Raw genomic sequence first — 13,618 nt, forward strand, 5'->3', positions numbered from 1 at the left:
ACTCTCCCAGTGTTGCCGCCAGCCTAGGGAGAGACGTCACGTCAATGCAACGGGATCGCGGCACGCGAAGCGATTGATGCTGGAATTGCGCCACGCCGCGCGGCCTCCCGCCACACACGCTCGATCGCCGTGCGACCGCGGCGGGTGATGGTGGCGGCATCGGCCACCGTCACGCGGCCATCCCGCAGCAGCACCCGGCCTTCGACCATGGCGAGCGACAGATCCGCCGCGCTGCCATTGGTGATCAGCGATTTCAGCGGGTCCCAGACCGGCTGGTAGCGCGACGATCCGAGGTCGAACATCACCAGATCCGCCCGTGCGCCCTTCGCCACCAGGCCCAGGTCATCGCGCCCCAGGGCCAGCGCTGCATCGCGCGTTGCCGCGCGCAGGATGCGCGGCGCCGCCAGCCCATGCGGCGTGCCGGATTGCGTCTTGGCGAAGACGGAGGCGGTGCGGAGTTCGTGCAGCATATCCAGCGTCACGCCATCCGTGCCGATGCCAAGCCGCAGCCCCGCGGCCTCCATCCGCGCCAGCGGCACGAAGCGGCCGGAACGCGCGAAAGCCAGCGGGCAGGAGGCCAGGGCAGCGCCCGATTCCGAGATCATCGCCATCTCGGCATCCGTCGCGAACATGCCATGCGCCAGCACCACGCCCGGCCGCAGCAGGCCCATGTCGCGGATATGCGCGATGGAGCCTGTGCCATGGGCGGCCTGCACCTTCTCGATCTCGATCAGGTTCTGCGCGGCGTGGATCGAGACCACCGTCTGCCGCTCCCGCGCCGCCGCATCGATGGCGCGCAGCAGGTCCGGCGTGCAGCTATCCGGGCCATGCGGGCCGAAGCCGACGCGGGTGACGCCGCGCGGGCCTTCATCGAAACGGTCGAACAGTTTGATTATCGCATCGAAGCCGGTATCCGCGGTTGGGCTGTAGGTCGGCTTGCCATCCGGCGTCATGCCGACAGGGGCGGAGAACAGGTAGGGGCAGGACCAGCTTCGCAGGCCGAGGCGCTTGGCCCGTTCGATGAAGGGCCATTGCGCCACGCGGTACACGTCGAGCAACGCGGTGGTGCCGCTGCGGAGACCCTCGAGCAGCGCCATTTCGGCGGCATCGCCGATCTCCTCCTCCGTCATCACCTGCGCCGCCACGTCACCCAGCGGCATCAGCAGGGAATAGACGATGTGGCCCGGCAGATCGCCCGGTGCGATGTCATCCGCCAGGCCGCGGAACAAGGGCGCGGACAGCGCGTGGTTGTGCAGGTTGATGAAGCCCGGCAGCAGCAGCGCATCGGGGGCCACGATGCGCTCGGCTTCCAGTGTCGGCGAACCCGCCACCACATCGGCCACCATGCCATCCTGGACGATGACGCTGTGCCCGGTGCGGAGGCCATTTTCCGCATCCCAGACCCAGCCGGGCTCGATCACCAGCGTCATGACAGCACTCCGCGAAAATGCCCGATCAAGGCCGAGAGGGTGAGGATGGAGATGGCGGTGGAGACCACGACGGCGGCGCCCGACCGGTCCGCCCCGGTGGCGTAGCGCCGCGCCAGGATGAAGGCGTTGGCACCTGTCGGCAGCGCCGCCATGGTGACGGCGACCGCGGTATCGATGGCGGAAATGCCCAGCGCGAGGGCCAACCCCCAGGTCAGCAGCGGCAGCGCCAGCAGTTTCAGCAAGACGATCGCGGTCGTTTCCTTCCACGCCGCTGCCGCCGAAATACCGGCCAGGCCTCCGCCGAGGCAGAACAGCGCCAGCGGTGGCGCCGCACCGCCCAGCAATTCCAGCGTCCGCCGCAGCACGCCGGGCACCGGCAGGCCGAAGGTCACCCAGATGAAGGCGGCGAGCACCGACAGCACCACCGGATTCTTCAAGATGCCGGTGGCCGAGGAGGTCAGCACCCGCCGCCACGGCGCATTGGCGTGCAGCCCGACCTCAGTCACCACCGTCGCCATCCCCAGCAGGATCATGGTCTGCAAGGCCAGGATGCCGAGCATCGGCGGCACGCCCGGCGCGCCATAGGCGGCGAAGATGATCGGCACGCCCATCATCACGGAATTGCCGAAGACGCAGGCCAGCGCGAACAGCGCTGCTTCCGCCAGCGTCAGCTTGAAGATGCGCCGCGCCGCCACGACCACCAGCCCATAGGTGAGCACGGAGGCGGGAATGATCGCGAGTGCCGCGCCGCCACCCCCCTCATGCGGCCGGGTGCCGCCGGCGAATAGCAGCGCGGGGGCGGCCAGGCCGAAGACGAAAAGGGACATGCCCTGCAGCGCCTCGTCGCTCACCATGCGCCGCACCACGGCCGCATAGCCGAGGGCGATCAGGATGAAGACCGGCAGCACGACCTCCACCACCCCGCCCATCCGGCGCTACCCCTGCAGAAGCGTGTCGGTGAACTCCGGCAGCCAGGGCTGGCGGGCGCGCGTGTTGCGGGAGGCGTGCAGGATGGCGCGCACCTCCGCCACCGTGCGGTCGAAGTCGCGGTTCACCAGCACATGGTCGAAATCGGACCAATGCGCGATCTCGTCCTTGGCGGCGACCAGGCGGCGGGCGATCTCGGCCTCGCTGTCCTGGGCGCGGCCGCGCAGGCGGCGTTCGAGCTCGGCCATGGAGGGCGGCAGAAGGCAGACGCCCACCACATCGCCCGGCAGCCGCTCGCGCAACTGGCGGTGGCCCTGCCATTCGATGTCGAACAGCACGTCCCGCCCGGCGGCGAGGCTGGATTCCACCGCAGCCCGCGGCGTGCCGTAGGACCGGCCGATGAATTTGGCATATTCGAGGAATTCGCCGGCCTCGACCATCGCGTCGAACTGGCTTTGGGTGCGGAAGAAGTAGTGCACCCCTTCCAGCTCACCGGGCCGCGCCGCGCGGGTGGTGGCGGAGACGGAAAGCGCCAGCTCCGGCTCCATCTCCAGAAGCGCGCGCGACACGCTGGTCTTGCCCACGCCGGGTGCCGAGGCCAGCACCAGGCAGACGCCGCGGCGGGGGGCGTGGGTGGTGGTGGTCATCATTCGACGTTGGCCGCCTGCTCCCGCAGCCGCTCGATCGCCGCCTTCAGCTCCAGCCCCACGCGCGTCAGCGCCACGCTGGCCGACTTGCTGCACAGCGTATTGGCCTCGCGAACGAATTCCTGCGTCAGGAACTCCATCTTCCGGCCGATCGCCTCGCCGGAGGCGAGCAGGGTCCGGGCCTCGGTGATGTGCGCCGAAAGCCTATCCAGCTCCTCCCGCACATCGGAACGCTGGGCGAGCATCGCCACTTCCTGCGCCAGCCTTTCCTCCGGCACCCGGGCGCGGACATCGCCCTCGCCCAGCAGGTTTGCCAGGTTCTCCAGCAGCCGGGCGCGCTGGGCCGCGGGCTGGCCGGCGGCTTCCACTGCGGCGGCGTCGCGCAACGCCGCGATTTCCCCCAGCAGCGTCTCCAAAATCTTTGTCAGTTGCGCGCCTTCGCGGGCGCGGGACGCCACCAGCCCGTCCAGCGCCACGGCGAAGCTGGCGGCGAGCGTCTTGCGCTTCGCCTCCTCTGCCGCCTCATCCGGCTCGGACACTTCGGCGCGCAGCACGCCGGGCAGGGACAGCACGGCCTCCGCACTCGGCACCGGGGCGCCGGGCAGGCGGGCAGAGACTTCCAGCACCAGGGCGATGGCGGCCTCCAGCGCCACCGGGTCCGGCGTCAGCCGTGGCGCACGGTCCTCCCGCTTCAGGGTCAGATTGGCCGAAAGATTGCCGCGCTTCAGGCGCTTGCCCACCGCTTCCCGCAGCGGCGCTTCCAGCACATCGAGGCCAGGCGGCAGGCGCAGCCGCACATCCAGGCCGCGGCCGTTGACGCTGCGCAACTCCCAGACGAAGGAGGACCCATCCGGCAGCGCGCCGCTGTCGCGGGCGAAACCGGTCATCGAGGCGAGGATGCTCATGCGGGCCTTGTCCTCCCGACCGTGGCGGAGGGCAAGGCATGCGTTACGATTCCTGGGCGGGTGTGCTGATCACGGGCGCTTCCTCCGGCCTCGGCCGGGCACTGGCAGAGGCCTGCGCGGCGCCCGGCGTGACCCTGCACCTGTCCGGCCGCGATGCGGGACGGTTGGGGGCGGTGGCGGCAGCCTGCACCGCCCTCGGCGCCACAGTGCGCCCCGCGGTGCTGGATGTGACGGATGCGGCGGCCATGGCGGGCTGGGTCGGCGCGGCCGGCCGGCTGGACCTCGTGATCGCCAATGCGGGGGTTTCAGGCGGCACCGGGGATGCGGTGGAACCGCCGGAACAGGCGGCGCGCATCTTCGCCACCAACCTCGGCGGCGTGCTGAACACCGCGCTGCCGGCACTGGACAAGATGGCGGGGCAGGCACCGGGCGCGGATGGGTTGCGCGGGCGGGTGGCGGTGGTGGCGAGCCTGGCTGCCTTCGTCGCGGCGCCGGGTGCGCCGGCCTATTGCGCCAGCAAATCCGCGGTGCAGCGCTGGGCGGAAGCCACCGATGCCAGCCAGCGCCCGCGCGGTATCCGCCTGCACGCCGTCTGCCCCGGCTACATCCGCACGCCGATGACGGCCCGAAACCCCTTCCCGATGCCCTGGCTGATGACGCCCGAACAGGCCGCCGCGCGCACCCTCGCCGGCATCGCGGCCAACCGCGTGCGGGTGGTCTATCCGCGCCGGCTCTATGCCCTGTCCCGCATCATCGGCGCGCTGCCGCCCGGCTGGCGCAACCGCCTGATGCGGAGTGTGCCGGCCAAGCCGGTGGAAGGCTGAGCTCAGCGCCGGTAGGTCGCCAACCACACCCCGGCCAGCACCACCGCACCCCCCACCAGCACCAGCGGCGAGGGCCATTCCCCCAGCAGTAGCGCCCCCACCCCGGCGGCGAAGGGCGGCTGGATGTAGCCGACCATGGCCGCATCCGTGGCCCGCGCCCGCGCCAGCAGCCGCAGGAACAGGGTCAGCGGCAAGGCGGAGGTGACAATGCCGAGCAGCGCCAGCACGCCATAGACCCAGCCCGGCTGGATGTAGGATTCAACGCCACCAAGCGGCAGCGACAGCCCACCGGCCACCAGCCCCCCCACCACCTGCTGCCCCAGCACGATCTGCGGTGCCGCGCCGATGCGGGCGCGGCGCGCATAGACGGTGCCGATGGCGTAGAACAGGCCGGAGAGCAGGATCAGCAGCCCCCCGGTGAAGCTGGCGCCGCCCACCAGCGCATCCGGCCCCAATATTACCGCGATGCCGGCAAACCCCACCAGCAACCCGGCGACGCCGCGCAGCCCCGGCCGTTCCTCCCGCAGCACCACATAGGCAATCATTGCGACAAGCAGCGGCGTGCCAGCATGGATCAGCGCGGCGGGGGCGGCCTGGATGTGGCTGAGTGCCGAGGCGGTCAGCAGGTTCGGCACCCAGCCATTGCAGGTGCCGAGCACCAGCGCCGGCAGCCAATAGCGCCGGATCGGCCCGCGCAACTGCCCGCTGGCCGCCAGGAAGGCCAGCACCGCCAGCGCCGCGAAGCCGCCGCGCACCGCGGCGAGTGCGAAGGGCGACATCTCGGCCGCGATCAGCCGCAGCAGCGGGAAGGAAGACCCCCACAGCCCGCCAATCACCAGCAGCCGCCACCACAGCGCCGGGCCGCTGAGGAGGGTCGTTCCGGTCATCGCGGTGGTGGTCATCGCGGGTTGGCGCGGGACCTCTCGATCTCCCGCCAGCGCGCCACGTTGCGGTTGTGCTCCGCAAGGGTGCGGCCGAAGGCGTGGCCGCCGGTGCCGTCGGCGACGAAATAGATGTAGTCGGTGGCCTCCGGCTGCGCCACGGCGCGCAAGGCCGCGCGCCCGGGGCTGGCGATGGGGGCCGGCGGCAGGCCGCGGATGCGGTAGGTGTTGAAGGGGTGGTCGCGGTCCAGGTCCGCGCGGGTCAGCGGCCGGTCCAGCACTCCGCCATCGGCGGCGGCATAGGCGGCAGTCGGGTCCGATTGCAGCATCATGCCGATGCGCAGACGGTTGATGAAGACGCCGGCGACGCGGGCGCGTTCCTCCCTCTGGCCGGTCTCACGTTCCACGATGCTGGCCAGGATCAGCGCCTCCCGCGCCGTTTGGATCGGCAGGTTCTGGGCGCGGGCGGCCCAGATCTCGGCCAGCGCCTGGTCCATCGCCTGCTTCGCCCGACGCACCACGGCGGCGCGGTTGTCACCCCATTGATAGGCGTAGGTCTCGGGCAGGATCTCGCCCTCGGCGAAGGCGGGGATGTCGCCCACCAGGCCCTCCGCCGCCTCCAGCAGCCCGGTGATCTGCTGCACGGTCAGGCCTTCGGGGATGGTCAGGCGGCGTTGCACCGGGCGGGCGTCGCGCAGCACCTGCAGCACGTCGCGCAGGCTGGCGCGGGCCGGGAACTGGAATTCGGCGGCGCGTAGCGGGCCTTCCGCACGGGTCAGCCAGGTGGCGGCGAGGAAGGGCAGGGGCTGGGCGATGATGCCACGCTCCGCCAGCGCATCCGCGATCGCGGCGGTGCCGCCACGCGGCACAACCATCTGCGTGGGCTCGGCCAGCGGGCCGGGCGCGGTCCACTGCTCCCGCGCATACCAGAAGGCCCCCCCGGCACCGGCGGCCAGGAACAGCAGGACAAGCAGCAGGGCGATCAGACGGCGCATGGTCTATGACTGGCGCCGGACGCCGCCCCTGGCAAGGCGGCTGGCCGAAACGTCAGGCCGCCTTGCGGAAAATGATGCTCGCATTGGTGCCGCCGAAGCCGAAGCTGTTGGACAGCACCGTATCGATCCTGCGCGGCTGGGCCTGCAGCGCCACCCGGTCGATCACGCTTTCGCGGGACGGGTTTTCCAGGTTCAGCGTCGGCGGGGCCACGCCGTCGCGGATCGCGAGGATGGAGAAAATCCCCTCCACCGCCCCGGCGGCACCCAGCAGATGCCCAATGGCGGATTTGGTGGAGGACATGGCGAGGTGCTTCGCCTCATCCCCCCAAAGCCGCTCCACCGCCTGCAATTCCAGGTCGTCGCCCATCGGCGTGGAGGTGCCATGCGCGTTGACATACTGGATGTCGGCCGGCGACAGGCTGGCGGATTTCAGCGCCGCGCGCATGGCGCGGAAGGCGCCGTCGCCATCCTCGGTCGGTGCCGTGATGTGGTAGGCGTCGCCGGACATGCCGTAGCCGATCACCTCGCCATAGATCTTGGCGCCGCGCGCCTTGGCGTGTTCCAGCTCCTCGAGCACCAGCACGCCGGCACCCTCGCCCATGACGAAGCCGTCGCGGTCGCGGTCCCAGGGGCGGCTGCCCTTGGTGGGCGCGTCGTTGAAGGCGGTGGACAGGGCGCGGGAGGCGCAGAAGCCGGCCATGCCGATTTCCGCCACCGCGGCCTCGGCGCCGCCGGCGACCATGACATCGGCATCGTTCAGCGCGATCAGCCGCGCCGCATCGCCCAGCGCATGCACGCCGGTGGCGCAGGCCGTCACCACCGAATGGTTCGGACCCTTGAAGCCGTATTTGATGGAAACATGGCCGGAGGCCAGGTTGATCAGCGCGGAAGGGATGAAGAAGGGCGAGATCCGCCGCGTCTTGTTCTGCGAGATCAGCAGGGAGGCTTCGTAGATGGTCGGCAGGCCACCGATGCCCGAGCCGATCATCACCCCGGTGCGGCAGCGTTCTTCCTCCTGGTCCTCACCAGGATTCCAGCCGCTATCCTCGACCGCTTCTGTGGCCGCCACCAGCGCGAGCTGGATGAAGCGGTCCATCTTCTTCTGGTCCTTGACCGGGATCCACTCGTTGATGTCGAGCTTGCCCTCGGACCTGGTGCCGAGCGGCACCTGGCCCGCGATCTTGGCCGGCAGGGCGCTGGTGTCGAAGTTCTGGATCGCAGCCAGCCCGCTTTCGCCAGCCAGCATGCGCTTCCAAACGTTTTCCACACCCAGACCGAGCGGGCAGGCAATACCCATGCCCGTGACGACCACGCGCCGCGGCGCAACGAGATGACCGAACACCGCTGCTTCCCCTACCTGTTCATCGAAATCTTGAAATCAGGCAGACTTCTGCTTCTCGATGTAGTCGATCGCGTCCTTGACGGTCGTGATCTTCTCGGCGGCGTCGTCCGGGATCTCGACCCCGAAGGCTTCCTCGAAGGCCATCACCAGCTCGACGGTGTCGAGGCTGTCCGCGCCCAGGTCGTCGATGAACGACGCCTCGGTGGTGACCTTCGACTCCTCGACGCCGAGGTGCTCCACAACGATCTTCTTCACCTTGTCGGCGGTGTCGCTCATCCCGCGATGTCTCCTGCTGGTCGTGCCGTGCGCATAGGGCCGCCCGGAACCTGGAATCCCTTGACCCGGGTCCGGGGCGGGGCGGCTTAACATGGAAGCGTCACTTGGCCTAGGCGCTGCCGCCGCGCAAGCCGTGGGGGGCTTGTGGAGACGGTTTTTCCCGGGTTGTGGCGCCTCAGATCATCGCCATGCCGCCATTCACATGGATGGTCTGCCCCGTGACCCAGCCGGCCTCGGTGCTGGCGAGGTAGGTGACGGCGGCGGCGATATCCTCCGGCGCACCCATGCGCTGGGTCGGGATCCGGCTCAGCAGGGCGGTGCGGGCGGCTTCCGGCAGCGCATCCGTCATCGCGGTCTTCACGAAGCCCGGCGCCACCACATTCACCGTCACGCCGCGCGTCGCCACTTCCTGGGCGAGCGACTTGCTCATGCCGATCAAGCCGGCCTTGGCGGCGGCGTAGTTCGCCTGGCCCGCATTGCCGGTGATGCCGACGATGCTGGCGATGGAGATGATCCGGCCCGTGCGGCGCTTCATCATGCCGCGCAGGGATGCGCGGGCCAGGCGGAACGGGGCCGTCAGGTCCACTTCCAGCACCGCGTTCCAATCGGCATCGCCCATGCGCAGCGCCAGCATGTCTCGCGTGAAGCCGGCATTGTTCACCAGGATATCCAGCGGCCCGAGACCGGCCTCCACCGTTTCCACCAGCGCCGCGGGTGCCGCGGGGTCCGCGAGGTCGGCGGGCGCCACCAGGACGCGGTCGCCCAGCGTTGCGGCCAGCGTGGCCAATTCCGCCTCCCGCCGCCCGGTGATGGCCACCTTGGCGCCTTGGGCGTGGAGCGCGGTGGCGATGGCGGCGCCGATGCCGCCGGTGGCGCCGGTGACCAGGGCCACCTTGCCGGTGAGGTCGAACATCAGGCTTCTCCGTCCGTGAGGCGCTTCATCAGATAGTGTCGGCTATGTCCCGGCGGGAAGCCCTCCACCGTGGCGAACAGCCGGTAGCCGAGGGATTCGTAGAAGGGCCGTGCCTGGAAACTGAAGGTGTCCAGCCAGATGCCGGCGCAGCCCCGGCTCCGCGCCACTTCCTCGGCCCGCGCCATCAACACGCGGCCGAGGCCCTGGCCGCGCAGATGCTCCGGCAGATGGAACAGGGCGATGAACATCCAGCCGAAGGAGATGCGCGCATGCAGCCCGCCGCAGGGCGCCGCTTCACCCGGCGCGCGCACCACGAGATTCAGGGTCTCCGTGCGCTGGGGGCCGGTATGCGGCTCGGCCTGGGCCGCCAGGCCCGCCTGCAGCATCGGTATCACCGAATCGGCCGGGGCGGCCGTCTGCGTGATGGTGGCGCGTGGCGCGGCGGCGTCTGGCCAGGGTGTCGTGACCGGCTCGGGCGCATCCAGCCGTTTGGTCATGGTGAAGCGGGTGGCGCCCGGCGGGCAATCCTCGATCTGGCCGACCACGCCGAAGCCGAGCCGCTCGTAGAAGCCGCGCGCCTGGAAGGTGTAGGTGTCGAGCCGGATGCCGGTGCAGCCGCGCCGCCGCGCCTCATCCTCCGCTGCCCGCATCAGCTTGCGGCCCCAGCCGGCGCCGCGCAGCGCGGGCGGCAGGGCGAGATTTTCGATATACAGCCAGCCCCAGCCCGTGGCCCCGATCAGCCCGCCCACCACCGTGCCATCGGCATCGCGCAGCAACACGGACAGGCCCTGCCGGTCACGCGGGTGGCCGGCCGCCGTATTGGCCTCCCACAACGCATCCCGCGCGGCCTTTTCCTCCTCCGCGCTGGGCTCGGAGGTGAGGTCGAACCAGTGGGTCACCCCGGGGGGCACCCCGGTGGTCACAGCGACTTCAGGAAGGCTTCGATATCCGCCGGCGAGCCGATGGCGCTGGCCTGGGCCTCCGGCGCCAGGCGCTTCATCAGCCCGGTCAGCACGCGGCCGGAGCCGATCTCGATGAAGCGTTCGCAGCCCATGCCGCCCATCGCCAGGATGCATTCGCGCCAGCGCACGGTGCCGGTGACCTGGCGAACCAGTAGGTCCCGGATCTCCGCCGGGTCGGTGGCCTTGGCGGCGGAGACATTGGCCACCAGGGGCACCAGCGGTGCGCGCATCTCGGCCTCGGCCAGGGCCTCGGCCATGGCCTCCGCCGCGGGGGTCATCAGCGCGCAGTGGAAGGGGGCGGAGACCGGCAGCTTCATGGCGCGCTTCACGCCGGCCGCCTTGGCGCCCTCGATGGCGCGGTCCACGGCGGCGGCATGGCCGGAGATCACGATCTGCCCGCCGCCATTGTCGTTCGCCACCTGCACGACCTCACGCGCGCCGGTGACCGGGTCTTCCGCCGCCGCGGCGCAGATGGTGGCGGCCTGTTCGGCCTCGGCGCCGAGCAGGGCTGCCATGGCACCTTCGCCGGCCGGCACCGCCTGTTGCATCGCATCGCCGCGCAGCCGCAGCAGGCGCGCGGTGGTGGACAGGCTGAAGGCGCCGGCGGCGGCCAGCGCCGAATACTCGCCGAGCGAATGGCCGGCGACCAGCGCGACGCGGGACTTCAGGTCGAAGCCGCCTTCTTTCTCCAGCACCCGCAGCACGGCGAGCGAGACGGCCATCAGCGCCGGCTGGGCATTGGCCGTGAGGGTCAATTCCTCCGGCGGGCCTTCGAACATCAGCCGCGACAGCTTCTGGTTCAGCGTGTCGTCGACTTCCTGGAACACTTCGCGGGCGGCCGGGAAGGCGGCTGCGAGGTCGCGGCCCATGCCGGGGGCCTGGCTGCCCTGGCCGGGGAAGGTGAAGGCGAGCGCCATTTTTTCTCGGTCCGTGCGATCTGTCGTAAGGCGGTCGCGCGGCCTAGGGCGGTGTGGGTTGCGGCGTCAAGGCCCGGGGGGGCGCCGGATTCGGAAACCGCTTGCCCCGGACCCCCCGCGCGTGCTTTACGCCCCGCTCCCCTGCCGGGACCCGAGGCATCGGTCCCGGCTATGCCCGTTTTTGCGCGTCCCGAGCATGGTGCTTGGGTCCGTCGGGCTGAGACAGCCGGAGGGAAACGGATGCCCTTGTATGAATGCGTGCTGATTGCACGCAACGACATCACGCAGGCCCAGGTCGAGGCGATCGCCGACCAGGTGCAGGCGACCCTCACCGAACTCGAAGGCGGCGAGATCAAGAAGCGGGAATATTGGGGCCTCCGTGGCCTCGCCTACCGCATCAAGAAGAACCGCAAGGCCCACTACATGCTGCTGGGCCTGGACTCCACGCCGGCCGCCCTGCTCGAGGTGGAGCGCCAGCTCGGCCTGAACGAGGACGTGCTGCGCAGCCTGACGCTGCGGATCGAGGCGATCGACGACGCGCCGTCGGCCATCCTGGCCCGCCGCTCCGACGACCGTGAGCGTGACCGCGGCTTCCGCGGCCCGCGTCCGGCCGGCCGCTTCAGCTCCGGCCGCACCGGCGGGCGCGAGCGTGACGACCGTGAGGAATTCCGTGCCCGTCCGCGCGACGAGCTCGATGGCGGCCCCGGCGGCGAGGAGTAATTCATCATGTCCGACCATAACGAAGAGACCTCGCTGAACCCCGCCGCGCGGCGCCCCGCCGTCGGCGCCCGCCGGCCGTTCTATCGCCGCCGCAAGTCCTGCCCCTTCTCCGGCCCGAACGCGCCGAAGATCGACTACAAGGATGTGCGCCTGCTGTCCCGCTTCCTCTCGGAGCGCGGCAAGATCGTGCCGAGCCGCATCACGGCGGTCTCCGCCAAGAAGCAGCGCGAGTTGGCGAATGCCATCAAGCGCGCCCGCTTCCTGGCGCTGCTGCCCTACGTGATCAACGACTGATCACGCGGCGGCCGAGGACAGCATGATGGCGGATCGCCAGGGGCAGGAGACGGGACAGGGCGGGCGCATCGCGTCCGATCCGCGCCTGCTCGCTGCCCTGGCGGCCGGGCTGCTCGCGGCCGTGCTCAGCCTTTGGGCCTTCCGGGGCCTGCCGGGCGGCGCCTTCGCGCTGTGGCTGGTATCCCTGCCGCTGTTCATGGCGGGGATCGGCTTCGGCGGCCTCGCCGTGATGGCTGCGGTCGGGGTGGCCGGGCTGGTGCTGCTGCTGTTGGGCAGCGGGGCTGGCCTCGGCCTGTTCCTGGCGCTGTTCGGCGTGCCGGCGCTGCTGCTGGTGTTGGCCTCGACCCGCGGGCTGGCCTTGTCCTTCGCCCTGCTCGGGCTGATCCCGGCGGCGGGCGTGCTGCTGGCGGCCTTCCTGCTGGGCGATGCGCCCGGCGGGCTGGAAGGCGCGATGCGCGAGGCGGCCGAGATCGGCCTCCAGCGCATGGGGTTGCCGGCACATGAAGGGCTGGTCGAGGAGCTGGTGCGGGTCAAGGCCGCGGCCATCGGCTTCTGGGTGGCGCTCGCACTGCTGGTCAACGCCGCGGCCGCTGCCGCCCTGCTGGTCCGCGCCGGGGTTATCCCCGCCGCGCCGGCCTGGCGGGAGGCGCGGCTGCCCAGCTGGTACCCGGCGCTGCCCGCGATCGCTGGCGGTTTCTGGATGGCGGCGCCGGAGGGTGGCGATGCCATCCGCCTTTCGCTGCTGCTGGTGCTGCTGGTGCCGGTCTTCCTGCATGGCCTTGCCGCCCTGCATCGCGTCTCGGCGGCCCTCAAGGGCCGCGCCTTCGTGCTGGGCGGCACCTATGCCGCGCTGCTGATCCTGTCCGTACCGGTGGCGCTCGGCGTCGCGGGTTACGGGTTCTACGACATTCTCAATGGAACACGGGCCCGGCGCGTTGCGCCCCCCCGAAGCTGAACGGTGCAGCCATGATCGAAGTCATCCTGATGCAGCGGGTCGAAAAGCTCGGCCAGATGGGCGAGCTGGTGAAGGTCCGCCCAGGCTATGCGCGCAATTTCCTCCTGCCCCAGGGCAAGGCGATCCGCGCGAACAAGGACAACCTCGCGCGGTTCGAGCGCGAGCGCGCCCAGCTCGAAGCCCAGAACCTGAAGCGCCGCGGCGAGGCCGAGCGCGTAGCGGAACGTGTGCACGGCCTGACGGTCGTCATCATCCGCTCCGCCGGTGAGAGCGGCGGCCTGTACGGCTCCGTCTCCGGCCGCGACATCGCCGATGCCTGCAAGGGCAGCGGCCTGACGCTGGAGCGCAGCCAGATCCTGCTGGATCAGCCAATCAAGCAGCTCGGCCTGACGCCGGTGCGCGTGGCGCTGCACCCGGAAGTGGTGATCGAGGTCGGCGTGAACGTCGCCCGCTCGATCGAGGAATCTGAGAAGCAGGCCCGCGGCGAAGACCTCCGCGCCGCCGACCAGGCCGAAGAGGAAAGCCTGGAAGCTGAACTGGCCGCCGAACTGGCCGAACTCGGGGCCGCCGCCGACCGCGACTGAGGATAACGGGGGCTGGCTTCGGCCGGGGCGTGGGTTGCTCGCAAGG

16 protein-coding genes are annotated in these 13,618 nt (G+C 70.6%); 5 read left to right on the plus strand and 11 right to left on the minus strand.

Features of this window, described 5'->3' with window-relative positions; genetic code table 11:
• Nucleotides 1-41: 41 nt before the first annotated feature.
• The 4 genes from ACFHNC_RS22080 to ACFHNC_RS22095 are packed head-to-tail and all read right to left on the minus strand — an operon-like array spanning nucleotide 42 to nucleotide 3,909.
• The gene (locus ACFHNC_RS22080) at nucleotides 42-1,430 is read right to left on the minus strand and encodes an amidohydrolase family protein (protein ID WP_437171406.1); all 1,389 of its coding nucleotides are present in this window, start codon (nucleotides 1,428-1,430) and stop codon (nucleotides 42-44) included.
• Entirely contained in the window at nucleotides 1,427-2,350 is a 924-nt protein-coding gene (locus ACFHNC_RS22085; RefSeq protein ID WP_437171407.1) for an AEC family transporter, read from the minus strand. The genes ACFHNC_RS22080 and ACFHNC_RS22085 overlap by 4 nt, the downstream gene beginning before the upstream one ends.
• Before the next feature lie 15 nt (nucleotides 2,351-2,365).
• Complete coding sequence (gene gmk, locus ACFHNC_RS22090) at nucleotides 2,366-3,007, minus strand: guanylate kinase (protein WP_437171408.1); 642 nt, start codon at nucleotides 3,005-3,007, stop codon at nucleotides 2,366-2,368.
• Nucleotides 3,004-3,909, minus strand: a complete 906-nt coding sequence (locus ACFHNC_RS22095) for a YicC/YloC family endoribonuclease (protein ID WP_437171409.1) — start codon at nucleotides 3,907-3,909, stop codon at nucleotides 3,004-3,006. Before ACFHNC_RS22095 ends, gmk begins: the two co-directional genes overlap by 4 nt.
• A 38-nt stretch (nucleotides 3,910-3,947) precedes the next feature.
• Between ACFHNC_RS22095 and ACFHNC_RS22100 the strand changes: the two genes are divergently transcribed.
• On the plus strand, nucleotides 3,948-4,733 hold the full coding sequence (locus tag ACFHNC_RS22100; protein WP_437171410.1) for an SDR family NAD(P)-dependent oxidoreductase: 786 nt from the start codon (nucleotides 3,948-3,950) through the stop codon (nucleotides 4,731-4,733).
• 2 nt (nucleotides 4,734-4,735) lie between these two features.
• On the opposite strand, the gene ACFHNC_RS22105 is transcribed toward ACFHNC_RS22100, so the two are convergent.
• The 7 genes from ACFHNC_RS22105 to fabD form a co-directional block, all read right to left on the minus strand.
• The gene (locus ACFHNC_RS22105) at nucleotides 4,736-5,620 is read right to left on the minus strand and encodes a DMT family transporter (RefSeq protein ID WP_437171411.1); all 885 of its coding nucleotides are present in this window, start codon (nucleotides 5,618-5,620) and stop codon (nucleotides 4,736-4,738) included.
• A gap of 11 nt (nucleotides 5,621-5,631) precedes the next feature.
• Nucleotides 5,632-6,609: an endolytic transglycosylase MltG gene (gene mltG, locus ACFHNC_RS22110; RefSeq protein ID WP_437171412.1), complete on the minus strand. Its 978-nt coding sequence runs from the start codon at nucleotides 6,607-6,609 to the stop codon at nucleotides 5,632-5,634.
• A 52-nt stretch (nucleotides 6,610-6,661) separates the two neighbouring features.
• Entirely contained in the window at nucleotides 6,662-7,951 is a 1,290-nt protein-coding gene (fabF, locus tag ACFHNC_RS22115; RefSeq protein ID WP_437171413.1) for a beta-ketoacyl-ACP synthase II, read from the minus strand.
• Nucleotides 7,952-7,987: 36 nt separating this feature from the next.
• Nucleotides 7,988-8,227, minus strand: a complete 240-nt coding sequence (locus ACFHNC_RS22120; RefSeq protein WP_092963667.1) for an acyl carrier protein — start codon at nucleotides 8,225-8,227, stop codon at nucleotides 7,988-7,990.
• 175 nt (nucleotides 8,228-8,402) lie between these two features.
• Nucleotides 8,403-9,140, minus strand: coding sequence for a 3-oxoacyl-[acyl-carrier-protein] reductase (gene fabG / locus ACFHNC_RS22125; protein ID WP_437171414.1), 738 nt, complete (start codon nucleotides 9,138-9,140; stop codon nucleotides 8,403-8,405).
• Nucleotides 9,140-10,063, minus strand: a complete 924-nt coding sequence (locus ACFHNC_RS22130; RefSeq protein WP_437171415.1) for a GNAT family N-acetyltransferase — start codon at nucleotides 10,061-10,063, stop codon at nucleotides 9,140-9,142. Before ACFHNC_RS22130 ends, fabG begins: the two co-directional genes overlap by 1 nt.
• Entirely contained in the window at nucleotides 10,060-11,019 is a 960-nt protein-coding gene (fabD, locus tag ACFHNC_RS22135; RefSeq protein ID WP_437171416.1) for an ACP S-malonyltransferase, read from the minus strand. The genes ACFHNC_RS22130 and fabD overlap by 4 nt, the downstream gene beginning before the upstream one ends.
• A gap of 240 nt (nucleotides 11,020-11,259) precedes the next feature.
• Here fabD and rpsF point away from each other — a divergent pair, with 240 nt between their 5' ends.
• The 4 genes from rpsF to rplI are packed head-to-tail and all read left to right on the plus strand — an operon-like array spanning nucleotide 11,260 to nucleotide 13,572.
• Nucleotides 11,260-11,739, plus strand: coding sequence for a 30S ribosomal protein S6 (rpsF, locus tag ACFHNC_RS22140; protein WP_437171417.1), 480 nt, complete (start codon nucleotides 11,260-11,262; stop codon nucleotides 11,737-11,739).
• 6 nt (nucleotides 11,740-11,745) lie between these two features.
• Complete coding sequence (rpsR, locus tag ACFHNC_RS22145) at nucleotides 11,746-12,033, plus strand: 30S ribosomal protein S18 (RefSeq protein WP_168048423.1); 288 nt, start codon at nucleotides 11,746-11,748, stop codon at nucleotides 12,031-12,033.
• 25 nt (nucleotides 12,034-12,058) lie between these two features.
• Nucleotides 12,059-12,988, plus strand: a complete 930-nt coding sequence (locus ACFHNC_RS22150; protein ID WP_437171418.1) for a hypothetical protein — start codon at nucleotides 12,059-12,061, stop codon at nucleotides 12,986-12,988.
• 11 nt (nucleotides 12,989-12,999) lie between these two features.
• The gene (gene rplI / locus ACFHNC_RS22155) at nucleotides 13,000-13,572 is read left to right on the plus strand and encodes a 50S ribosomal protein L9 (RefSeq protein ID WP_437171419.1); all 573 of its coding nucleotides are present in this window, start codon (nucleotides 13,000-13,002) and stop codon (nucleotides 13,570-13,572) included.
• The last annotated feature ends 46 nt before the right edge of the window (nucleotides 13,573-13,618 follow it).

Source organism: Falsiroseomonas sp. E2-1-a4, from assembly GCF_051433165.1.
Lineage (GTDB): Bacteria > Pseudomonadota > Alphaproteobacteria > Acetobacterales > Acetobacteraceae > Falsiroseomonas.